Origin of the sequence: Muriicola sp. (assembly GCF_041567615.1) — a bacterium.
Classification (GTDB): domain Bacteria; phylum Bacteroidota; class Bacteroidia; order Flavobacteriales; family Flavobacteriaceae; genus Muriicola.
Genome location: NZ_JBFGBM010000008.1, coordinates 1 through 22,977, shown reverse-complemented (window position 1 = coordinate 22,977; position 22,977 = coordinate 1). Strand labels below are relative to the sequence as shown.

Below are 22,977 nucleotides of genomic sequence, written 5' to 3'. Positions count from 1 at the left end.
TAACGAAGTGTTGAGGGAGGATCTACCCGAGGATCATCCCTGCGAAAGTAGCGGAGAGGAGGGAGGCGAGTGTGCCACCCAGAACAGCCTTCATCCCGAATTCGGACAGGGTCTTGCGTTGTCCCGGTGCCAGGGAGCCTATTCCCCCGATCTGTATACCGATAGAGGCGAAATTGGCAAACCCGCAGAGCATGTAGGTGGCCATGATGATGGATTTGTTGAATGCAAAATGGGTGCCGTTGCTCACATCTTTCAGGTCTGCCAGTTGGATGTACCCTATAAATTCACTCGCCGCCAGTTTTACGCCCAGTAACTGACCCATGAGGAGTACATCCTGGGAGTTGACCCCAATGAGCCACATCAGGGGGGCAAAGATCACCCCGAGAATGGCCTCCAGGGATAGCTGATCGTAGGCAGAATGGGAACTGATCCAGGCATTGAGGGTAGTCAGGTCGCCCACCCATCCGAGGATGCCATTGATCATGGCGATAAAGGCTACAAAAACGAGCAGCATGGCGCCCACATTCACCGCCAGTTTCAGGCCTTCTGTGGTCCCATTGGCAATGGCATCGAGGATGTTGGAGCCGATTTTTTCTGAGGAGATATGGATCTCTTTGTTGATATCCCCGGTCTGGGGATAGAGGATCTTGGAGATCACGATGGCACCCGGGGCGGCCATCACGGAAGCTGCGATAAGGTGGCGGGCGAACTCTAGCCGGAGTTGTTCGTCATTCCCTCCCAGGAACCCTATATAGGCGGCCAGAACCCCTCCGGCCACGGTAGCCATCCCGCCGATCATGACAAGCAGAATCTCAGAGCGGTTCATCTTTTCCAGATAAGCCTTGATCAGTAAAGGAGCCTCTGTTTGCCCCAGGAAAATGTTGCCGGAAACACTCAGGCTTTCCGCCCCGGAGATCCCCAGGAACCGGGTGAGCAGCCATGCCAGGCCCTTGACGATCTTCTGGATGACCCCCAGGTAATAGAGGACAGAGGTCAGGGCCGAGAAAAAGATGATGGTAGGCAGGATCTGAAAGGCGAAAATATAGCCGATATTGGGGTTGTCGAGGTTGAGCAATCCTCCGAAAATAAACTCACTGCCCGCCATGGTGTATTTCAGGATCTCATTGAAAAACTGCCCCAGCTTATTGAAGAACCACTGAATGGCAGGGACCTTCAGCACGCCTATGGCCAGGGAGAGTTGTATGCTCAGGCCAATGGCGGTGGTCTTCCAGTTGATGGCCTTTCTGTTGGCAGAGAAGATATAGGATATCAGCAAGAGGACAAGCATACCCAGGATACCCCTCCACAGGCTGTCTATGGAAAATCCCTGGTTGGGAGCGATAAGTCCGTCAGAAGAACCGACTGCCTCTGAAATTGCCAGCGTCGGAATGCTATCGGTCAGGAGGCTATCAGGAGTGCTGATTTCCTGGCCCAGGGCCGGGAAGGAAAGCAGCAACAAAAGGGACAGCATCCAAAATCCTGGCTTCATAGGCGTGGGCTAGCAGATCATTTGCGTTTGGAGATTTCATCCCTCAAACGGGCCGCCTTTTCGTAGTCCTCACTGGCGACGGCTTTTTCCAGCTCCTTGCGGAGTTCGTCCATACTGAGTTCCTTATACGGGGCCTGAGAACCGGGATCGATCTCTACGGTTTCCCCTTCCTGCAGGATCTCATCCACCACGATACTGTCATCGATCTCCTCTTTCTCTTTCTCTTTGGAGGAGAATTTAAGGAAGATCCCTGCCTTATCAAGGATGGTTCTGTAGGTAAAGATAGGGGCGTTAAAACGCAGGGCCAGGGCGATAGCATCGGAGGTCCTGGCGTCTATGATCTCTTCCACCTTATCCCTTTCACAGATGATGCTGGAATAGAATACCCCATCCACCAGTTTATGGATGATGACCTGTTTGACCACAATGTCGAACCGATCGGCAAAATTCTTAAAAAGGTCATGGGTCAGCGGCCTCGGCGGTTTGATCTCCTTTTCAAGGGCAATGGCGATAGACTGTGCCTCAAAGGCACCGATCACTATGGGCAGTTTCCTGTCTCCTTCAACCTCGTTCAGAATAAGGGCATAAGCCCCGTTTTGGGTCTGGCTGTAGGAGATGCCCTTTATTTTCAACCTTACTAAACTCATAATCACTCCAATACCAAGAAGGGCTGTATAAATATAGGGAATGTCCTAAGTATTTAAACAGCCCTTCAAAGGCACAAATTAACAAAAATTAGGCGTTCTGGGCCTTAAATTCCTTTAATTTTTCGATGAGTTTAGGGACTACTTCAAAGGCGTCGCCGACAATTCCGTAATCGGCCGCTTTGAAGAATGGAGCCTCGGGATCCGAATTGATCACCACTTTTACTTTGGAGGCACTTACACCGGCCAAATGCTGTATGGCACCTGAGATCCCAACCGCAATGTAGAGGTTACTGGCCACGGGTTTCCCGGTCTGCCCCACGTGTTCCCCATGAGGACGCCACCCCATATCGCTTACGGGTTTAGAGCAGGCGGTTGCGGCGCCGAGTACTTTTGCCAGTTCTTCGATCATACCCCAGTTCTCAGGACCTTTCAGGCCTCTGCCTGCAGATACCACTATATCGGCATCTGCGATGGTTACCTCACCGGCTACTTTGTCTATGTTCACAGATTTGGTCGAGAAGACGCTGTCATCAAGGGAAGGATCAAAGGCAGCCTCTTCCAGGGAGGCTTTATTCTCATGGGCGCCATAGGCGTTGTTTGACACCCCTATGATCTTGATATCCGTATTGATCTCGGTATGGGCGAATCCCTTGTTGCTGAACGCCATGCGTTTTACGACCATGGGAGAAACACTGTCAGGGGCGGCCACGACATTGGGAACATAACCCGCTTTGAGCATACCCGCCAGGAGACCTCCCAGGTATTTGGAGTCCGTACTTGAACTCAGGATGACCACCTTAACACCTTCCTGTTTAACGGCCTCCGCGATCACTGAAGCATAAGCCCGGGCATTGAAGACCTTGAGGGAGTCATTTTGAACTTTCAGGGCCTTGCTGACCCCAAAGTCACCGAGGGCTGATATATCCTCCGCCCCAAAACTGACAGCGGTGACGGATGTGCCCATTTCCTGGGCAACCTTATAGGCATAGGAGGCTGCCTCGAAGGCGTTTTTCTTAAGTTTTCCGTTTTCGGATTCGGTATATACTAGAACAGACATAAGTTGTATTTCTTAGGATTTGAGTGCGATTAAATGACTTTGGCTTCGTTGTGGAGCAGATTTACCAGTTCGCCTACATTACCGGCGTCGACGAGCTTTACCGGTCCTTTTGGTGCCGGTTTGTCAAAGGTCTTATCCTCCATGGCGTGAATGCCTTCAGTGGGTTCCAAGACATTGATTTTTTTCTGTCGGGCCATCATGATACCCCTCATGTTGGGGATGCGCAGATCGGATTCTTCCACAAGACCCTTCTGACAGCCAATGATCAATGGCAGGGAGGTTTCCAGGGTCTCTTTTCCCCCATCTATCTCCCGGATGGCGGTGGCCTTGTTTCCGTCGATCTCCAGACCGATACAGGTATTCACAAAGTTGATATCGAGCAGGGCTGAGATGATCCCGGGAACCATCCCCCCGTTGTAATCAATAGATTCCCTCCCGGCAATGATCAGGTCGTATCCGCCCGACTTGATCACCTCTGCAAGTTGCTGGGCTACGAAAAACCCGTCTGTGGGTTCCGCATTGATCCTGATGCCTTCATCGGCACCAATAGCCAGGGCTTTTCGCATAGTGGGTTCTACTGTGGGTCCACCGACGGTGGCCACATGGACGGTGGCACCTTGCTTTTCCTTGAACCACATAGCCCGGGTGAGTCCGAACTCATCGTTGGGATTGATCACGAACTGCACCCCACTGGTGTCAAACGCCGTATTATCTGCCGTGAAATTGATCTTGGAAGTGGTATCCGGAACATTGCTGATACAAACTAATATCTTCATCTGAGTTTTACTGATTTTATAGAATATTGTGGCTTCAAAGATAACTAATAAAAACAAAAAATACTATGCATGCATAATAAATTTTTAAAATGTTTTTGCCTTTACCGCCGGCTTATTTGATGGATAATTTCCTATTTTTGTTCGCATTTTAAAACGATTTCATCTAGAGAATCACAAGTATATGAAGACAATACAATTCAGGGAAGCGATCGCCGAGGCCATGTCCGAAGAAATGAGGAGGGACGAATCGATCTATCTCATGGGAGAAGAGGTCGCCGAATACAACGGGGCTTACAAGGCGTCTAAGGGAATGCTGGATGAATTCGGTCCCCGCCGTGTAATTGACACCCCTATCTCAGAGCTCGGTTTTGCAGGGGTTGGAGTAGGATCGGCCATGAACGGGAATCGGCCTATCATAGAATTTATGACCTTCAATTTTGCCCTTGTTGGAATAGACCAGATTATCAATAATGCCGCAAAGATCAGGCAGATGTCCGGGGGACAGTTCGATTGCCCTATCGTATTCCGTGGTCCGACAGCTTCAGCAGGTCAGCTGGCTGCCACCCATTCCCAGGCCTTCGAAAGCTGGTATGCCAACTGTCCGGGCCTTAAGGTGGTTGTCCCTTCGAATCCCAGGGATGCCAAGGGCCTACTCAAATCGGCTATTCGTGACAACGATCCCGTAATTTTCATGGAATCCGAGCAGATGTACGGAGACAAGGGGGAGGTGCCCGAAGACGAATATACCATCCCATTAGGCGTGGCAGAGGTGAAGCGGGAAGGAAAGGATGTGACCATCGTCTCCTTCGGTAAGATCATCAAGGAAGCTTATAAAGCTGCCGATGAACTGGAAAAGGAAGGAATACAGTGCGAGATAATCGACCTGAGGACTGTAAAACCCATGGACACGGAAGCTATCCTCACCTCCGTAAAAAAGACTAACCGCCTGGTGATCCTCGAAGAGGCCTGGCCATTCGGGAACGTAGCTACCGAGATCACCTATCAGGTGCAGCAAAAAGCCTTTGATTATCTCGATGCGCCCATCGCCAAGATCAACACAGCAGATACGCCTGCTCCCTATTCTCCCGTACTCCTGGAAGAATGGCTCCCCAATCACGAAGATGTGATCCGGGCAGTAAAAAAAGTGATGTACAAGTAAGACGTCCACAATAATACCGACAAAACTTCGTCTTCCTAAAACAGGCGAAGTTTTTTTATACGTAATTTTTCAGGGGTTTTGGATGTGATGACCGGGATCGCCCGACCGGATCCAACAAATTCCCATCAGACTGCCCAGTGTTGTACTATGAGAATATTATACCTCTTCCTCCTTTTCCTTTTAGCCGGTCACAGTTGGGCACAGACCAAGGTTAGCGGAATCGTGATCGATGAATCCGGTGAACCTGTCGCCTTTGCCAATGTGGTCTTTCCCAATTCCACAAAGGGGACGATTACCAATGACAACGGGCGATTTTATCTGGAATCGGATTTGCGCTATAATTCCATCCTGGTTTCCTTTATCGGATACCAGACCCTGGAAGTGCCCCTGCCCTCCCCGGTGAACTATGACCTGTCTATCGTGCTTCTGGAAGGAGAACAGTTGGATGAAGTAGTGGTCTACTCGGGCAAGCAGTCCAAAAAGGACAACCCGGCCATCGATATCCTGAAAAAGATCTGGGGCAGGAAAAGGATCAACGGGCTTCGCATGTTCGACCGGTATGAATACGACAAATATGAAAAGGTGGAATTCGACCTCAACACCATAGACAGTGCCCTGATCAAAAGCCGCATTTTCAAGGGCCTGGAATTTATCTTTGCCGATCTGGACACCTCAAGGATCACCGGGAAAACCTACCTGCCCATCTTTCTCAATGAGGTCTTTTCCAAAGTTTACGGGAACAACCTTATACAAAAGGAAAGGGAGGACGTGCTCGGGAACAAGAATTCGGGGTTCAGCAACAACCAGGCGATCACTGCCTTTGTGCAGGACCTGTATTCAGATTACAACGTCTATGCCAACTACCTGAAGTTCTTCGACAAGAGTTTTACGAGTCCCCTTTCCCGTACCGGCGTGGATGTTTACAACTATGTCCTTTCTGACAGTGCCTTCATAGACAATAAATGGTGTTACCAGATCATCTACTACCCGAGGAGGAAGAACGAGCTCACCTTCAAAGGGGATTTCTGGGTGAATGATTCCACCTTTGCCCTGAAGAAGATCAACCTGGAGGTCACTAAAAGTGCCAACATCAACTGGGTCAAGGAGATCTATATCGAACAGGAATTCGAGGTGGTCAACGATTCTGTCTTCCTCCTGAAGAGGGATTATATGCTTTCTGATTTTGCCCTTAATAAAAAGGAGAGTTCCAAAGGGATCTATGGTAAAAGGACCACGGTCTACGATCATTACAAATTCGATGACCCCAGACCCGATTCCTTTTACAGAACAGCCACAGATCCCTACGATCCAAAGGTCTTTGAACGGGACAGTACCTTTTGGAACCGCCACAGGCTCGAATCCCTCAACAAGGACGAAAGCGGGATCTACAGCCTGCTGGATACCCTGAAGACGGTTCCCAAATTCAATACCTATTACAATATCGTCAGTATTTTGGGATCCGGCTATGTGGAGATCGACAAATGGAATATAGACATAGGCGATATCTACAGCACCTTTGGCTTTAATGACGCCGAAGGGATACGGCTCCGAGGAGGGGCGCGAACTTTCTTCGGGCAAAATGACCCCTGGCGGCTGGAAGGATATATGGCTTACGGGTTTTCAGATCGCAAATTCAAACACGGTTTCTCGGCCAAGTTCCTGCTCGACAGGCAAAGCAGGCTGATCATCTCAGGGGGCAACCGCCGGGACATCGAACAACTCGGCCTGAGTCTTACGGCCACGAACGATGTCATGGGGAGAAGCGTAGCATCCTCCGCCGTACTGACGGTGGGAAACAACAACCGCCTATCCAACATCAACCTGAGTACTTTAAACCTGGAGGCTGAACCCCTGACGAATTTCAGGGTCCGGTTTGGCAGTTCATTCCGAACCCTGAGCTCGGCCCTGCCTGAGGCATTTAACCTGGATTATATCGACCCGGACTCACCCACGGGTGTTTCCTCAGAGGTAAAACAGTTCGATCTCACTACCACGCTGATTTATACCCCGGGAAAGCGGACCATAGGTTACGGGGTGGAGAGGCGGAACGTCAATGAGGAATACCCCACTCTTTTCTTTAATTATACCAGAGGCCTGGAAGGTTTTCTCGAAAGTGATTTCAACTATACCAAATACCAGTTTTCCTATACCCAGCCCTGGCAGATCGGTGGCTTTGGCAGACTCCTCAGTACCGTGGAGATCGGGAAAACGGTCGGAACCGTCCCCCTTAGCCTGCTCAATGTGATCCCGGGAAACCAGACGCTTTTCACCCTGTACAATACCTTCCCTAATCTCGATTTTTACGAATTCGTGACGGATACCTACGTGGCCCTCTACCTGGAACACAATTTTAACGGCAGGCTGTTCTCCCGTATCCCTTTATTACGCGACTGGAACCTGCGGGAGATCGTGGGCCTGAGGGGAGCCTGGGGGCAACTTTCCGATGAGAATATCGCCCTGAACAGTCCTGCCAATATCCCCCTGATTGCCCCCTCCGACAAGATCTACTGGGAATACTCCCTGGGGGTGGGGAATATCTTCAAGATCTTCAGGCTCGATTTCAACTTCAGGGGGAATTATCTCGAAAATCCGGACGCGAGGCCCTTCAGCGTTACAGGGACTTTTGGATTTCACTTCTGACAATTCCGTTTCCCAATTAGCTAAATACATGTCGCTCCAGGGGAAATTATTGCTTTTATATTCTAAACCGTTTCACTACTTTTGCAGCCGTTTTAACAGATAAATAACAAATCAAAATGGAATTGATCGTAACCCTTTTACCGGCATTTGGTGTGCTCGCCTTGCTGTTCGTCTTATTCAAAAACATTTGGGTGTCCAAACAGGAAGTTGGTGATCCCAATATGGCGAGGATCGCAAAAAACATTGCTGATGGTGCCATGTCTTTCCTCAAAGCAGAGTACAAAATACTCTCCATTTTCGTCGTGGCTGTGGCCGTACTCCTGTACTTCAAAGGAGAAAACGAAGCAGGATCAAATGGTATGGTGGCCCTTTCTTTCATCGTAGGAGCCATCTGTTCTGCCCTTGCCGGATTCATCGGGATGAGAGTGGCCACAAAAGCCAATGTACGCACTACTCAGGCGGCCAGGACTTCCCTTGGAAAGGCCCTTGAAGTGGCCTTCGCCGGAGGTTCTGTGATGGGCCTCGGGGTTGTAGGTTTAGGGGTTCTCGGGCTCAGTGGCCTGTTTATGATCTATCAGAATATTTGGCCTGAGGCCGAAAACCTGAGCATGGTGCTCAATGTGCTTTCCGGCTTTTCCCTGGGGGCATCTTCCATTGCCCTCTTCGCCCGTGTAGGGGGAGGTATCTATACCAAGGCTGCCGACGTGGGAGCCGACCTGGTAGGGAAGGTAGAAGCAGGTATCCCGGAAGACCACCCGCTTAACCCGGCTACTATTGCTGACAACGTGGGGGATAACGTAGGTGATGTTGCGGGTATGGGAGCCGACCTCTTTGAGTCCTATGTAGGCTCTATTATCGGAACCATGGTGCTGGGTGCCTACATCTTCACTCCTGATTTTGGGGGACTTGGGGCTGTATATCTTCCACTGGTTCTCGCTGCCCTGGGTATTGTGATGTCTATTTTAGGGACCTTCTTCGTTAAGGTAAAAGAAGGGGGAAATCCACAGACCGCACTGAACATTGGGGAATTCGGATCAGCCTTTCTTATGATCATCGCTTCTTACTTCGTGATCAATGCCATGATCCCGGATACCGTAACCGGATTGCCATTTGGTGCAATGGGGGTATTCTGGGCCACAATCGCCGGTCTTTTGGCTGGCCTGGGTGTAGGTAAGATCACCGAATATTATACAGGAACAGGTACTAAGCCCGTTAACGGGATCGTTCGTCAGTCTGAAACTGGCGCCGCGACCAATATCATTGCCGGTCTCGGCGTAGGGATGATGTCTACGGCTGTGCCTATCATCCTGATCGCAGGCGCTATTCTGGTATCCCATTATTTTGCCGGTCTTTACGGAATCGCGATCGCAGCCGTTGGAATGCTGGCCAACACCGGGATCCAGCTGGCTGTCGATGCCTATGGACCGATCTCTGACAATGCCGGGGGTATCGCTGAAATGGCTGAACTGCCAAAAGAGGTGCGTGAGCGTACAGATAAGCTCGATGCGGTAGGAAACACCACTGCAGCCATCGGTAAAGGATTTGCCATTGCCTCTGCGGCATTGACGGCCCTGGCTCTCTTCTCTGCCTTTATGAAAGTGGCCAATGTAACTGCCATTGACGTAAGCCGTCCTGATATCATGGCAGGCTTGTTGGTCGGTGGTATGCTGCCCTTTGTATTCTCGGCACTTTCCATGAATGCCGTAGGACGTGCCGCCATGGCCATGATCGAAGAAGTGAGGAGACAGTTCAGGGATATCCCTCAACTTTCCGCAGCTTTAAAGGTGATGGTGAAGTACGATTCCGACATGTCCAAAGCTTCTGCTGAGGACAGAAAGATCTTTGACGAGGCGAACGGAGTGGCTGAATACGAAAAGTGCGTGGCCATCTCTACCCAGGCTTCCATCAAGGAAATGGTATTGCCCGGACTTCTGGCTATTGCCGTACCGGTTGCCGTAGGCTTTATCGGTGGGGCAGAAATGCTGGGTGGACTCCTCGCTGGGGTGACCACGGCAGGGGTACTTATGGCCATCTTCCAGTCGAACGCCGGAGGTGCCTGGGACAACGCCAAAAAAATGATCGAGGCAGACGGACGTAAAGGTACGGATGCGCACAAAGCAGCTGTAGTAGGAGATACCGTTGGTGATCCGTTCAAGGATACGTCAGGTCCTTCCCTGAACATACTCCTTAAGCTCATGTCTGTAGTGGCCCTGGTGATCGCCCCGAGTATTGCGCTTTCAGCCGATGAGGTAACTGCCTATAACGTAGAAAAGATGTCGGGAGTCGCTATGGAGCAGTCCATGCAAAAGGAGGTGAAAGTAAATATGCAAAAGAATGAGGATGGTACCGTAACTGCCACCGTCGTGACCACTACCACTGAAAACGGTAAAGAGATCCTAGATGAGCAGGTTTTCTCAGGATCCATGGAAGAGGTGAAGGCTAAGATCGAAGCCCTGAATGATATGAAAACCGGGACAGAGGTTCGCATTAAAAAAGTGATTGAAAAAGAAGTCCAGGAGAATTAAACAGTTTTCTCAGCCAATAATAAAGCCCCTGATCATTCAGGGGCTTTCTTTTTTTACAGGGTGGGAGGGGATCTAAAAAAGACCGTGGATCTCCGCATCGATCCGGTTGATCACTTCTCCGAGGTGTTCGGGGTTATCGACAAAGTCGAGCCTATCCACATCCACGATCAGGAGGTTGCCTTTTTCATATCCGTGTACCCAGGCTTCATATCGTTCATTCAAACGGCTCAGGTAATCGATCGAGATGCTGTTTTCGTATTCCCGACCTCTTTTGTGGATCTGGTTCACGAGGTTGGGAATGGAGCTCCTGAGGTAGATCAGCAGGTCCGGGGGTTGAACCAGGCTCTCCATGAGTTCGAACAGGCTGGTGTAATTGGTAAAATCCCTGTTGGTCATAAGGCCCATGGCGTGCAGGTTCGGCGCGAAGATATGCGCATCTTCGTATATGGTGCGGTCCTGGATCACATTTTTACCGCTTTCCCTGATCTTGAGAATCTGCCGGTACCTGCTGTTGAGGAAATAGATCTGCAGGTTAAAGCTCCACCTCTCCATTTGGGTATAGAAGTCGTCCAGATAAGGATTGTCGACGACATCCTCGAAATGGGCCTCCCATTTATAGTGTTTGGCGAGCAGTTCGGTCAGGGTTGTTTTTCCTGCACCGATGTTTCCGGCAACGGCAATGTGCATAGGATCCTTGTATTAGGCTTTTGATCTTTGAAAGGACAGCAATATACAAAGTATATCCGCTTCTTGGAAAATCTTTTCGGTCTAATCCCCGGATTTCGATTTTGTGTTCCAGGGAAAAAAAATCGAAGTAAAAGGAAGGGTTAAAAGTAGGGTTCAAATTTTGTGAAGATGGATATTTACCCTACTTTTGAGGCCGATAAAAGAGGACGGATTTGACTGATTGCAACCTCTGAAAAAATGCTAAAGCAGTTTCCGGCGGAACCCCGCATCTCAAACTCCTTACAGCATCACTTGAATCCGTATCTCACTTAAGAAGATTAAGGTTATGCCCTATTTGTTTACCTCAGAATCTGTCAGTGAAGGCCATCCCGACAAGATCGCAGACCAGATCAGTGATGCCCTGCTCGATAATTTCCTCGCCTTTGACCCCGAGAGCAAGGTGGCCTGCGAGACCCTGGTTACCACGGGTCAGGTGGTCCTGGCCGGGGAGGTGAAAAGCCACACTTATGTAGACTTGCAACAGATCACCCGTGAAGTGATCAACCAGATCGGGTATACCAAAGGCGCCTATCAGTTCAGCGGGGATTCCTGTGGGATCATCTCCCTGATCCACGAACAGTCTAAGGACATCAACCAGGGGGTCGACCGCGGAGCCAAGGAAGAGCAGGGAGCCGGAGACCAGGGAATGATGTTCGGCTATGCCACGCGAGAGACAGAAAACTATATGCCCCTGGCCCTGGATATCTCCCATAAGATCCTCCAGGAGCTGGCGGCTTTGAGGAGGGAAAATGATGAAATTACCTATCTGAGGCCCGATGCCAAGGCCCAGGTCACCATCGAATATTCCGATGACAATGTGCCCCTCCGAATAGATACCATTGTGATCTCTACCCAGCACGACCCGTTTGATGAGGACGACATGAAAATGCTAAGGACCATCAAAAAGCATCTCCTGGAGATCCTTATACCCAGGGTAAAAAATAGATTGCCAGAACATCTGCAGGCTCTGTTCACCGATGATATCAAATACTTTATCAACCCCACGGGGAAGTTTGTAATCGGTGGCCCTCACGGGGATACGGGTCTTACCGGGAGGAAGATCGTAGTGGATACCTATGGGGGTAAAGGGGCTCACGGCGGAGGTGCCTTCAGTGGAAAGGACCCGAGTAAGGTAGACCGCAGCGCGGCTTATGCGGCCCGGCATGCCGCCAAAAACCTGGTCGCAGCAGGAGTGGCCGATGAGATTCTTGTACAGATCAGCTATGCCATCGGCGTGGTGCAGCCTACCTCGGTATTTGTGGATACCTATGGCACGGCCAAGGTAGATATGACAGACGGGGAGATCGCAAAGATCGTCTCAGACCTGTTCGATTTCAGACCTTTTGCCATTGAGGAGCGACTGAAGCTGAGGAATCCGATCTATTTGGAAACCGCCGCTTATGGCCATATGGGAAAGGAACCCAGGATAGTGACTAAGGTCTTTGAGTCCCCGTATAACGGGCGGATCAAGAGGGAAGTCGAATTGTTTACCTGGGAGAAACTCGATATGTTGGACGTTGTGCGGGAAGCATTTAACATATAAAAGTAGTAGGATAATTAGGATTTTATAAAAATCCATTCCTATATTTGACCATTCAAAGTTCAAACTCTTATTGAATAGTTATCGAGAAAGGTGGAGGGACTAGACCCTTAGAAGCCTTAGCAACCCTTTGTTTTACATGCAAAGAAGGTGCTACATTCTATCCCGTCGAACGGGGCAGATAACACAGATCCATTACCCCTGGTAATATCTCTTTCTTTATAACTTTTTTGATTTGTACGTCTGCTTTGTTGAGCAGATGTGTGGTTTGGCTTTTTTATTTCATGTTCAACAAATAAAAAAACTAAAATCATGAGCGATCAGAAATTTTCGACCCGGGCGTTACACGCCGGTCACGACACGAAGTTACACGGGGGTACCCGTGCCATTCCGATCTACCAAAGCACTGCCTATGTGTTTGACGATTCGGACCACGCAGCCAATTTATTCTCCCTGGCCGAATTCGGGAACATCTATACCCGGATCAACAACCCGACGAATGATATCCTTGAGCAGCGCCTCGCTTCCCTGGAAGGAGGCATTGCTTCTGTGGTAACTGCCTCGGGGACGGCCGCCATCAACACTACCCTGCTAGTGCTCCTGAAGGCCGGAGATCACATCGTCGCCTCAAACAGCCTCTACGGAGGCACCTACAACCTGTTGAGTGTGACCCTGCCACGGCTGGGTATCACCACGAGCTTTGTAGATCCCTCAGACCCTGAGAATTTCGGCAGGGCGGTACAGGAGAATACCCGGGCGATCTTCGTGGAATCCCTGGGAAATCCCAAATTGGACGTGCTCGACCTGAAGGCCATTTCCAGCGAAGCCAAAAAGGCCAAGGTCCCGTTTATCGTCGATAATACGGTGGCCACCCCGGCCCTGCTGAACCCCATTGAACACGGGGCCAATATCGTGATCCATTCCCTGACGAAATATATCAACGGGAACGGGACTGCCCTGGGAGGAGCCATCATCGACGCAGGAACATTCGACTGGGCTAATGGCAAGTTTCCGGAATTCACGGAACCCTCTCCCGGATACCACGGACTGGTATACCACGAGGCACTCGGTCCGGCTGCATTTATCGCCAAGGTACGGATAGAAGGCCTCAGGGATCACGGTGCCTGCCTGAGTCCGTTCAACGCCTTCCAGATCCTGCAAGGGCTCGAAACTCTGGAGGTCAGAATTAAAAAACACAGTGAAAATGCCCTGGCCCTGGCCGATTGGTTAGCATCCCGAAAGGAAGTTAGCTGGGTGAATTATCCCGGGCTAAAGAGCAGTCAATATTACCCGCTGGCCCAGGCTTACCTGCCCAAAGGTCAGAGCGGGATCCTGACTTTCGGGGTTAAAGGCGGGTACGAATCAGCCAAAAAAGTAGTGGATGAAACCAAGGTGTTTTCTCTTCTGGCCAACATCGGGGATACCAAATCCCTCATCATCCACCCGGCGAGCACTACCCATCAGCAACTGGATGACAACGCACAGCTTACCACCGGCGTGTCTAAGGACCTGATCAGGTTGTCTGTCGGACTGGAAGACCTGAAAGACCTTACGGCAGACCTTGAACAGGCCTTTGCCGCCATAGACACGTCGGTTTTGGCATAAAAAAGATCTTATGGCCGAAAAAAAAGAAAAGGACAAAGTACTGGAACCCGGCGCTGAATTAAAGGCTGTGCCGGGTCTTGAACAATTGAATATCCCGGGATTCACCACCCTCAGTGGCAAATCCCAGGATATCCTTTTGTCTTACCAGGTCTTTGGCAAGCCCCTGCATACGGCTCCGGTGGTCCTGGTCAACCATGCCCTCACGGGCAATTCCAATGTGGCCGGCCCGGACGGGTGGTGGAGGGATCTGGTCGGAAAAGGGAAGTGCATCGATACAACAAGGTATACGGTCCTCTCCTTTAACATCCCAGGGAACGGCTATGACGGGTTCCTGATCGAGAATTACCGGGATTTTGTCGCGGTGGATATCGCCAGGATCTTCCTGCTGGGATTGGATAAGTTGGGGATACAAAAACTCTACGCCATCATTGGGGGTTCCCTGGGCGGAGGGATCGCCTGGGAGATGGCCGCCCTTAACCCGGAGATCACCACCCATCTCATCCCGGTGGCTTCGGACTGGAAATCTACAGACTGGCTCATCGCCAACTGTCAGATACAGGAACAGTTCCTGGTGAATTCCAAGAACCCGGTTCACGATGCGCGTATGCACGCCATGCTCTGCTACCGGACCCCGGAATCTTTCAAGGCGCGGTTCCAGAGAAGCACCAATGAGGAATTGAAACTGTTCAACGTGGAGAGCTGGCTCATCCATCACGGCCGGAAACTACAGGAAAGATTCCAGTTGTCTGCCTACAAACTCACCAATCAGCTTTTGAAGACCATAGACATCACAAGGGGAGGGGAAGAGGCGTTCAGGAGGCTTCAACAGAGTGATACACATATCCATATCATCGGAGTGGATTCAGACCTTTTCTTTTCTGCCAGCGAGAATAAGGACACCTTTAAACAGATCGCCCAGGCCAGGAGCAATGTAACGTACGGAGAGATCAAGTCTCTTCATGGCCATGACGCTTTTCTCATGGAATACGAACAAATGGCCCATCTATTGGAACCGATCTTTGATCTCGAACAGGCCCATCGGCGGTTTAAGGTCCTTAAATTCGGGGGCAGATCCCTGGCCAACGGAGAAGGGATCGAAAGGGTCCTGAACATCGTGGTCTCAAAAGTCAAAGAAGGAGAAAAGATCGCGGTGGTAGTCTCAGCGAGGGAAACGGCGACCGATCAGTTGCTGAATATCCTTGAACTCGCCGCAGGAAGAAAAGACTACAAAAAGGAATTTGAAGCCTTTGAAGCCTATCAGAGGCACAGCTTTAAGAATGTAGATCTTTCGGAGCAGTTCAGGGAACTCGTTCAACTGCTGGAAGGCGTTTCACTTTTAGGGGATTACAGTCCCAGGATCCGTGACCAGGTGCTGGCCATAGGGGAACTCATTTCGACCAAACTCATTACGAAGCTCCTGATCGGTAAAGGGATCAAAGCCAGCTGGGTGGACTCCCGAAAGGTTTTTGTGACCAATGATGAATTTGGGGATGCCACCGTTTTGGAAGATATATCCAGAGATCGGTTACTCGATCTCTTTGCCAGGCTGGAGCGCGGCATAACCCCGGTTATCCCGGGTTTCATCGGAGCTACCCTGGAAGGAGAAACTACTACCCTTGGCAGGAATGGCAGCAATTATACGGCAGCCCTGCTCGCCAATTTTCTGGATGCGGAAGAATTGCAGAATTACACCCACGTAGACGGGATCTACACGGCAGATCCAGGCTGGGTGCCCGATGCGAAACGGATAGACAGGCTTTCCTATGAAGAGGCCAATGAACTGGCCAATTTTGGGGCTACCATCCTTCACGCCAAGACGATCATCCCCTTGCTGGAAAAGAACATACCCCTGCGTATCCTCAATACCTTTAATCCGGAAAACGAGGGGACTTTGATCAGTGCAAAATCCAGCGGGGAAGGGATCCGTTCGCTCTCCGTGCTGGATAATGAGGCCCTGGTCAACCTGGAAGGCAGAGGACTTCTTGGCAAAGTAGGGGTCGATGCGAGGATCTTCAGGGCCCTGAGCCGGCACAACATCAGTGTGAGTATCATTTCACAGGGCTCCTCCGAGCGCGGTATAGGTCTGCTTGTAGGGGCCGAGAAGGCCGAGACAGCTCGCCGTGCCCTGGAAGAGGAGTTTGAGTCCGACTTTGAGTCGAGAGACATCAATACCATTACGATCGTAAAGGACGTTTCGGTGATCTCCATCATAGGCCAGGACCTTAGCACTTTCCACAAGCCTTTCAACGCCCTGATCAAGAACCAGATCATCCCGCTCCTGTTCAACAACACCGTTACAGGCAAGAATATCAGCCTTGTGGTCAGGAAACAGGATCTGCACAAGGCACTCAATGTGATGCACGGTCAGATCTTCGGGATCAGTAAACACATCAACCTGGCTATTTTCGGGCACGGGAATGTAGGTGCTGCCCTGCTCGACCAGGTGATCGGGGCCAGTGCTTCCATAACCAGGCGAAAAGGGATACAGCTCCGGGTGTTCGCCCTCGGGAATTCCAGGAAGCTATTGCTGGACAAGGGAGGCATTGGCAAGGGCTGGAGAAAGGCTATGGAAGAGAGGGGAAAGTCCTACACCCTCAAAGATGTCTTTGATTTTGCCAGGGAACACCATTTGGAAAACCTCATTGCGGTAGACAATACGGCCAGTGAGGACTTCGTGGCCCAATATTTTGATTTTATAGAAAACGGGTTCGACCTGGTTTCGTCCAATAAGATCGCCAATACCCTCGGGTATGATTACTATCATCTGCTCAGGGAGGAGCTGCATCGATTCCAAAAACAGTACCTCTACGAGACCAATGTGGGCGCGGGTCTTCCCCTGATCGATACCCTCAAGCTCCTCCACCTTTCCGGGGAAAACATCACCCGGATCCGGGGGATCTTTTCCGGTTCCCTCAGTTTTATCTTCAATACCTTCTCTGAGGGTGATCATCAGTTCTCTGAGGTGTTGCGGGATGCCGTCGACCGGGGTTATACAGAACCTGATCCCAGGGAAGACCTGTCGGGTATGGATGTGGGACGAAAGTTGCTTATCCTTGCAAGGGAGCTCGAATTGCAAAATGAGATCTCCGATGTGCAGATTGAGAACCTGATTCCGGAATACATGGGTCATCTTACACGGGAGGAATTTATGGAGCGGATCCCGGAGCTCGATCCTTTGATGGAAGAACGAAAAAAAGACCTGACCCCGGACAAGGTCCTGCGGTATGTCGGGGACCTTCATGGAGACCTGCAACGTGACAAGGGCATACTGGAGGTACAGCTTGTCGCCGTTGACAGGGACAGCAGCCTGGGCCAGGTAAAGGGATCCGATTCCATCATCGAGATCTATACCGATTCCTACGGGGAGCACCCTATCGTAATCCAGGGTGCCGGGGCCGGTGCAGCAGTGACTGCCAGGGGTGTCTTTGGTGATATATTGAGGATCGCAGAAAAGAGCTGAGGTTTGCCTAACTTGGTAGTATGAAAAAAAAGAAGAAAGAATTCGAGACTGAGGCCATAAGGACGCAGATCGATCGTACCCAGTTCCTGGAACATTCGAGCCCGGTCTACCTCACCTCCAGTTTCGTGTTTGAGGATGCCGAGGATATGAGGGCGTCCTTCGCAGAGGAAAAGGACAGGAATATCTACTCCCGCTATGCCAACCCCAACAGTACGGAATTCATAGAAAAGGTCTGCAGGATGGAAGGTGCCGAGGCTGGATTTGCCTTTGCCTCCGGTATGGCTGCCGTTTTCTCCACCTTTGCCGCCTTGCTCGACAGTGGAGATCACGTCCTCTCTGCCCGAAACATCTTCGGATCCACCCATACCCTGTTTACGCAATTTTTTCCCAGATGGCAGATCACCCATTCCTATTTCAGGATCGATGAGCTGGATGGGGTCGAATCGCTGATCACCTCCAAGACCAGGATCCTCTATGCAGAGTCTCCCACGAATCCGGGAGTGGACCTGGTAGATTTGGAGAGACTGGGAAAGATTGCAAAAAAACACGGACTCATCTTTGTTGTTGACAATTGTTTCGCCTCCCCTTATTTGCAACAGCCTATCAGTTTGGGGGCCGACCTGGTCATTCATTCCGGTACAAAACTGATGGACGGGCAGGGGCGTGTCCTGGCTGGTATTACCGTCGGCAGGGCAGATCTGGTAGACAGGATCTACCGATTTTCACGTGTCACGGGCCCGGCCTTGTCCCCCTTTAATGCCTGGATCCTTTCCAAAAGTCTGGAAACCCTTGCTGTTAGGGTAGAGAGACACTGCAGTAACGCCCTGGCTGTGGCGCGTTTCCTGGAAGGACACAAGAAAGTGAATTGGGTGAAGTATCCCTTTCTTCCCTCCCATCCGCAGTACGACCTTGCCAGGAAACAGATGAAGGCTGGAGGCAGTGTGGTGGCCTTTGAAGTAAAGGGAGGACTGGAAGCAGGACGTTCCTTTTTCGACGGTATTAAAATGCTGTCACTTTCCGCCAACCTTGGCGACTCCAGGAGTATAGTAACACATCCGGCATCTACTACCCACAGTAAACTGACCGAAGAGGAGCGGCAGGAGAGCGGGATAAGTCCGGGAATGGTTCGTATCTCTGTGGGGCTGGAACACGTAGATGATGTTATTGCCGATATTGCCCAGTCGCTGGATAGGATAAACTGAGGGAGCGTTAGTTGCTTTTCCCTATCTTAGCACTATGCTTTCCAAGAAGACCAAGTACGGTTTAAAGGCCCTGACCTATCTCGCCAGGCAAAATACCAAAGAACCGATTGCTATTGCAGAGATCGCAAAACACGAGAATATCTCCCAGAAGTTTCTGGAGAATATTTTGCTCAGCCTGCGATCCACTGGTTTCCTGGGATCCAAAAAAGGAAAGGGAGGGGGGTATTACCTGATCAAGGACCCTTCGGAAATTCCTATGACCACGGTGATGAGGGTTCTGGAAGGGCCTATCGCAATGGTTTCATGCGTCAGCCTGAATTTTTATGAGAAATGCGATGACTGCCCCGATGAACCATCCTGTTCTGTACACAGGCTGATGCTAAAAGTCCGGGACAGCAACCTGGAAGTCTATCGCAATACCTTCCTGGCCGATCTTTTGACCGAGTAATTATTCACAATTTTCAGTACCCTTTTTTAAACAATCTTCTAAAATATGCTGGATAATTTATATATCTACTAAATCTATAGGATAATTAGATTAAATTTTAGAAAATTCCGTTGTGGTTAGGAATTAAATTTTATTTTTGAAAAATACCACTAAAACGATAGGAATTATAATATTATAGATCAGGGACTATGAAATTTACCGAACACCACCTTCAACACCTCAACGCACAGTTCAGGGGAATACCGACCGAAGAGATCATTGGCTGGGCACTGGACTATGCGAGAAGGCCTGTTGTAACCACGAATTTTGGCCCTTTTTCTTCCTCCATTCTCCATGCGGTCACTTCGATCAAGCGTGATGTTCCTGTGATCTGGTGTGATACTGGGTACAATACCCGGGCCACCTACGAACACGCCGAGGAAGTTATCAATTCCCTCGAACTCAACATGCGGATCTATGTTCCCAGGCAGACCAGGGCGCGTAGAGATGTGATCATGGGTATACCGGATATAGATGATCCCAGGCACAAGGAGTTCACCTGGCAGGTGAAACTGGAACCCTTTAAACGGGCCATGGAGGACCATCAACCCGATGTGTGGTTTACCAACATTAGGAAAGGACAGACCGCTTACCGGGATACCCTGGATATCCTGAGTCTGAGCAGAGATGGTATCCTCAAAATAAGTCCGTTCTACCATTTTAGCGATACGCAATTGACGGCCTACCTCAAGCAGTATCACCTTACCAATGAACGCGATTACTACGATCCCACCAAGGTGTTACAACACCGCGAATGCGGTTTACACCTGTAAGTAGGATCCTGCAGGTATCAGGGCGAATTACCCATAACTCACAAGACATAGGATATGAAGAGTTTTAGGACGGAAATAGAGAATCCCGTCGTAGAGAAGGACATCCTTGAACTGGAAGCCAGGATCAGGGCCTTCAAGGAAGGCGAGATCCATGAAGAGAAATTCAGGAGCCTTCGGTTGGCGAGGGGCGTCTACGGTCAGCGTCAACCAGGGGTTCAGATGGTGAGGATCAAGATCCCCTATGGAAAATTGAGCGCTGCCCAGTTGCTCAGAATTTCTGACGTGGCTGATGAATACTCCACCGGCAGGCTGCATATTACCACACGCCAGGATATACAGATCCATTATGTGGACCTGGAAAGGACGCCGGAACTCTGGGCCGAATTGGAAAAAGATCAGGTGACCTTGCGGGAAGCATGCGGGAATACAGTGCGTAACGTTACAGCCAGTGAACTGGCTGGGATAGACCCGGAGGAACCCTTCGATGTCTCTCCCTATGCGCAGGCACTTTTTGAGTATTTTCTCAGGAACCCCGTCGGTCAGGAATTAGGTCGGAAATTCAAGGTATCCTTCTCTTCTTCCGAGAGGGATACCGGTCTTTCCTATATGCACGATCTTGGCTTCATAGCAAAGCGGTCTTCGGGGATTGATGGATTTAAGGTCATGATAGGGGGTGGACTCGGATCACAGCCCAGACAGGCCGACGTGCTCTACGAGTTTCTCGAGACAGACAGGATCATCCCATTGATGGAGGCTGTCCTCAGGGTATTCGACCGGCACGGAGAGCGCAAGGTCAGGGGCAGGGCCAGGATGAAATTTCTCTTGAAGGATCTGGGGCTGGATGCATTCAGGGAACTCCTCGAACAAGAGACAGGAGCAGTCCCTTTTACATCCTTCCCCATCGATGTCGCAGACAGGACTCCCGATCTTCTCTCCCCAAAAAGGGTACCGGAGATCACACTGAGCGATCCTTTACAATTCGAGAATTGGAAAAGGACCAATGTGATCAGGCAAAAACAGGAAGGTCTGGTCGCTGTAGGCATCAAAGTTTTTCTGGGTGATTTCTATACGCACCAGGCCAGGTCACTTGCTAAACTGGCAGGTACCTACGCCCGGGGCGAATTCAGGCTTACCCTCAGGCAGAATATCCTGATCCCCCACGTACCTGAAAGTTCACTGCCTTTCTTTTACAGGGAGCTGGAACATTTGGGACTGGGTGAACCCGGATACAACGCTGCCGCTGATATCACGGCCTGTCCGGGAACAGACACTTGTAACCTGGGGATCGCCAGCAGTACCGGCATTGCCTCAGAGCTGGAGCGTGTCATAAGGAATGAGTATCCGGATTTCGTAAATAACGCGGATGTCGTCATCAAGATCAGCGGATGTATGAACGCCTGCGGGCAGCACAGCATGGCCCATATAGGTTTTCAGGGCATGTCCATCCGGACCTCGGACAAAAGGGTTGCGCCGGCCCTGCAGGTATTGCTGGGCGGTGGAAATCTGGGTAACGGACACGGGGTCTTTGCAGACAAGGTGTGTAAGGTTCCAAGCAAGAGGGGCCCGCAGGCCCTGAGGCTGGTCCTGGATGATTACCTGGAGAACGGACAGGACAGACCGTATCATTTGTATTATGCCGAAAAAGGACAAAAGTACTTTTACGATCTTCTGAAACCTCTGCTGGATACCGATAATCTCGAGGATAGTGATTTCGTGGATTGGGGAACTACCGAGCGATACGAAAAGGCCATCGGGATCGGGGAGTGTGCCGGGGTGATCATCGACCTGGTTTCTACCCTATTTCTCGAAAGCGAAGAGAAGCTGGAACAGGCAAGAATCGCCCTTGACGAAGGAAAATGGGCTGCGAGCATCTATCACTCCTACAGTGCATTGGTCAATACAGCCAAAGCCCTGCTCACTGCTGAAGATGTGAACACCAATACGCATATCAACATAATCCGGGACTTTGACTCTGCCTTTATACAATCCGGTAAGATCAGTTGGTCCCAACCCTTTGAGGAATTCGTGCTTAAGATAAACAGGGAATCTCCCGGAGCACATTTTGCTCATGATTATTGGGTAGATGCAGGTGAATTCCTGAACAAGGCCAAAGAGTACAGAAATGAAGAACTCCGTCATGCATAAGCCCGCAAAAGTTACACTGGTAGGAGCCGGGCCCGGAGATCCGGAGCTTATAACCCTCAAAGGTATGAGCGCACTGAAGAGTGCGGATGTGGTGCTTTACGATGCCCTGGTTCATCCCGATTTACTGGACCATGCCCCGGATGCCGAGCATATCTTCGTAGGTAAGAGAAAGGGATGCTATGCCTTCCAGCAGGATCAGATCAATGAGCTGATGGTCAGTCGGGCCTACTCCCACGGGCACGTGGTCAGGCTCAAAGGGGGAGATCCCTTTGTTTTTGGCAGGGGAAGCGAAGAACTTGAATTTGCTTCAAAACAGGGAATTGAGGTTGAGGTGATACCGGGGATTTCTTCCTGTATAGCCGTACCGTCGGCCGCTGATATCCCAGTGACAAAACGAGGGGTTTCCAAGAGTTTTTGGGTGATCACAGGTACGACCAGGGAGCACGAACTCTGTCGAGATATAACTCATGCTGCACGTTCATCGGCTACGGTGGTGATCCTGATGGGCATGTCAAAATTACCTGAGATCGTACGGATATTCGAAAGGGAGGGAAAATCAAACCTGCCCGTAGCCATCATCCAGAACGGGACCTTGGACAACGAGAAGATAGGAGTGGGAACTGTGAATACCATCCTCGAAGTCGTTGAGAAGGATAAACTGAGCAACCCTGCCATCATCGTGTTAGGGGAAGTGGTCAGTTCGAGGAGTCAACTGCAATGGGTTCGTCGTGAGGCAGCTTTAAAGG

16 protein-coding genes and 1 riboswitch are annotated in these 22,977 nt (G+C 50.5%); of the genes, 11 read left to right on the top strand and 5 right to left on the bottom strand.

Annotation, left to right across the window (positions count from 1 at the left end; genetic code table 11):
• Positions 1-22 precede the first annotated feature (22 nt).
• The 4 genes from ABYP73_RS01235 to ABYP73_RS01220 form a co-directional block, all read right to left on the bottom strand.
• Entirely contained in the window at positions 23-1,489 is a 1,467-nt protein-coding gene (locus tag ABYP73_RS01235) for a NupC/NupG family nucleoside CNT transporter (RefSeq protein WP_372945610.1), read from the bottom strand.
• Positions 1,490-1,506: 17 nt separating this feature from the next.
• Positions 1,507-2,136, bottom strand: a complete 630-nt coding sequence (locus ABYP73_RS01230) for a bifunctional nuclease family protein (protein WP_163691461.1) — start codon at positions 2,134-2,136, stop codon at positions 1,507-1,509.
• Positions 2,137-2,224: 88 nt separating this feature from the next.
• Positions 2,225-3,193: an electron transfer flavoprotein subunit alpha/FixB family protein gene (locus tag ABYP73_RS01225; RefSeq protein WP_372945611.1), complete on the bottom strand. Its 969-nt coding sequence runs from the start codon at positions 3,191-3,193 to the stop codon at positions 2,225-2,227.
• A gap of 29 nt (positions 3,194-3,222) precedes the next feature.
• Complete coding sequence (locus tag ABYP73_RS01220; RefSeq protein ID WP_372973221.1) at positions 3,223-3,969, bottom strand: electron transfer flavoprotein beta subunit/FixA family protein; 747 nt, start codon at positions 3,967-3,969, stop codon at positions 3,223-3,225.
• A 145-nt stretch (positions 3,970-4,114) separates the two neighbouring features.
• Here ABYP73_RS01220 and ABYP73_RS01215 point away from each other — a divergent pair, with 145 nt between their 5' ends.
• The 3 genes from ABYP73_RS01215 (at position 4,115) to ABYP73_RS01205 (ending at position 10,293) form a co-directional block, all read left to right on the top strand.
• Positions 4,115-5,128 carry a pyruvate dehydrogenase complex E1 component subunit beta gene (locus ABYP73_RS01215; protein ID WP_372945614.1) on the top strand — a complete coding sequence of 338 codons (1,014 nt, stop codon included), beginning with the start codon at positions 4,115-4,117 and terminating at the stop codon, positions 5,126-5,128.
• Between the two features lie 147 nt (positions 5,129-5,275).
• Positions 5,276-7,768 carry a DUF5686 family protein gene (locus tag ABYP73_RS01210; protein ID WP_372973220.1) on the top strand — a complete coding sequence of 831 codons (2,493 nt, stop codon included), beginning with the start codon at positions 5,276-5,278 and terminating at the stop codon, positions 7,766-7,768.
• Between the two features lie 116 nt (positions 7,769-7,884).
• The gene (locus ABYP73_RS01205) at positions 7,885-10,293 is read left to right on the top strand and encodes a sodium-translocating pyrophosphatase (protein ID WP_372945698.1); all 2,409 of its coding nucleotides are present in this window, start codon (positions 7,885-7,887) and stop codon (positions 10,291-10,293) included.
• A 72-nt stretch (positions 10,294-10,365) separates the two neighbouring features.
• On the opposite strand, the gene ABYP73_RS01200 is transcribed toward ABYP73_RS01205, so the two are convergent.
• Complete coding sequence (locus tag ABYP73_RS01200) at positions 10,366-10,980, bottom strand: deoxynucleoside kinase (RefSeq protein WP_188369655.1); 615 nt, start codon at positions 10,978-10,980, stop codon at positions 10,366-10,368.
• A 325-nt stretch (positions 10,981-11,305) separates the two neighbouring features.
• Here ABYP73_RS01200 and metK point away from each other — a divergent pair, with 325 nt between their 5' ends.
• From metK to cobA, 8 genes are all read left to right on the top strand, one after another.
• A complete protein-coding gene (gene metK, locus ABYP73_RS01195) occupies positions 11,306-12,562 on the top strand; it encodes a methionine adenosyltransferase (RefSeq protein ID WP_372973219.1) in 1,257 nt (418 codons plus the stop codon).
• A 75-nt stretch (positions 12,563-12,637) separates the two neighbouring features.
• A riboswitch (SAM riboswitch) is annotated at positions 12,638-12,747 on the top strand.
• A 124-nt stretch (positions 12,748-12,871) separates the two neighbouring features.
• Positions 12,872-14,164, top strand: a complete 1,293-nt coding sequence (locus ABYP73_RS01190) for an O-acetylhomoserine aminocarboxypropyltransferase/cysteine synthase family protein (RefSeq protein ID WP_372973218.1) — start codon at positions 12,872-12,874, stop codon at positions 14,162-14,164.
• 10 nt (positions 14,165-14,174) lie between these two features.
• Positions 14,175-17,624: a bifunctional aspartate kinase/homoserine dehydrogenase I gene (thrA, locus tag ABYP73_RS01185; protein ID WP_372944845.1), complete on the top strand. Its 3,450-nt coding sequence runs from the start codon at positions 14,175-14,177 to the stop codon at positions 17,622-17,624.
• Positions 17,625-17,644: 20 nt separating this feature from the next.
• A complete protein-coding gene (locus tag ABYP73_RS01180) occupies positions 17,645-18,826 on the top strand; it encodes a PLP-dependent aspartate aminotransferase family protein (protein WP_372944846.1) in 1,182 nt (393 codons plus the stop codon).
• Between the two features lie 34 nt (positions 18,827-18,860).
• Positions 18,861-19,274, top strand: a complete 414-nt coding sequence (locus ABYP73_RS01175) for an Rrf2 family transcriptional regulator (RefSeq protein ID WP_372944847.1) — start codon at positions 18,861-18,863, stop codon at positions 19,272-19,274.
• Positions 19,275-19,462: 188 nt separating this feature from the next.
• Positions 19,463-20,086 (top strand): phosphoadenosine phosphosulfate reductase family protein, encoded by a 624-nt coding sequence (locus ABYP73_RS01170; protein WP_372944848.1) that lies wholly within the window; start codon positions 19,463-19,465, stop codon positions 20,084-20,086.
• 54 nt (positions 20,087-20,140) lie between these two features.
• The gene (locus ABYP73_RS01165; protein ID WP_372944849.1) at positions 20,141-22,231 is read left to right on the top strand and encodes a HEPN domain-containing protein; all 2,091 of its coding nucleotides are present in this window, start codon (positions 20,141-20,143) and stop codon (positions 22,229-22,231) included.
• Positions 22,209-22,977 (top strand): uroporphyrinogen-III C-methyltransferase (gene cobA, locus ABYP73_RS01160; RefSeq protein WP_372973217.1); only part of this gene is annotated, 769 nt, incomplete at its 3' end. The genes ABYP73_RS01165 and cobA, both read left to right, overlap by 23 nt.

Excerpts from the sequence above, each read along its gene's own strand:
- ABYP73_RS01235 (WP_372945610.1), bottom strand. The coding sequence starts at position 1,489 with ATGAAGCCAGGATTTTGGATGCTGTCCCTTTTGTTGCTGCTTTCCTTC.
- ABYP73_RS01230 (WP_163691461.1), bottom strand. The coding sequence starts at position 2,136 with ATGAGTTTAGTAAGGTTGAAAATAAAGGGCATCTCCTACAGCCAGACC.
- ABYP73_RS01225 (WP_372945611.1), bottom strand. The coding sequence starts at position 3,193 with ATGTCTGTTCTAGTATATACCGAATCCGAAAACGGAAAACTTAAGAAA.
- ABYP73_RS01220 (WP_372973221.1), bottom strand. The coding sequence starts at position 3,969 with ATGAAGATATTAGTTTGTATCAGCAATGTTCCGGATACCACTTCCAAG.
- ABYP73_RS01210 (WP_372973220.1), top strand. The coding sequence starts at position 5,276 with ATGAGAATATTATACCTCTTCCTCCTTTTCCTTTTAGCCGGTCACAGT.
- ABYP73_RS01205 (WP_372945698.1), top strand. The coding sequence starts at position 7,885 with ATGGAATTGATCGTAACCCTTTTACCGGCATTTGGTGTGCTCGCCTTG.
- ABYP73_RS01200 (WP_188369655.1), bottom strand. The coding sequence starts at position 10,980 with ATGCACATTGCCGTTGCCGGAAACATCGGTGCAGGAAAAACAACCCTG.
- metK (WP_372973219.1), top strand. The coding sequence starts at position 11,306 with ATGCCCTATTTGTTTACCTCAGAATCTGTCAGTGAAGGCCATCCCGAC.
- ABYP73_RS01190 (WP_372973218.1), top strand. The coding sequence starts at position 12,872 with ATGAGCGATCAGAAATTTTCGACCCGGGCGTTACACGCCGGTCACGAC.
- thrA (WP_372944845.1), top strand. The coding sequence starts at position 14,175 with ATGGCCGAAAAAAAAGAAAAGGACAAAGTACTGGAACCCGGCGCTGAA.
- ABYP73_RS01180 (WP_372944846.1), top strand. The coding sequence starts at position 17,645 with ATGAAAAAAAAGAAGAAAGAATTCGAGACTGAGGCCATAAGGACGCAG.
- ABYP73_RS01175 (WP_372944847.1), top strand. The coding sequence starts at position 18,861 with ATGCTTTCCAAGAAGACCAAGTACGGTTTAAAGGCCCTGACCTATCTC.
- ABYP73_RS01170 (WP_372944848.1), top strand. The coding sequence starts at position 19,463 with ATGAAATTTACCGAACACCACCTTCAACACCTCAACGCACAGTTCAGG.
- ABYP73_RS01165 (WP_372944849.1), top strand. The coding sequence starts at position 20,141 with ATGAAGAGTTTTAGGACGGAAATAGAGAATCCCGTCGTAGAGAAGGAC.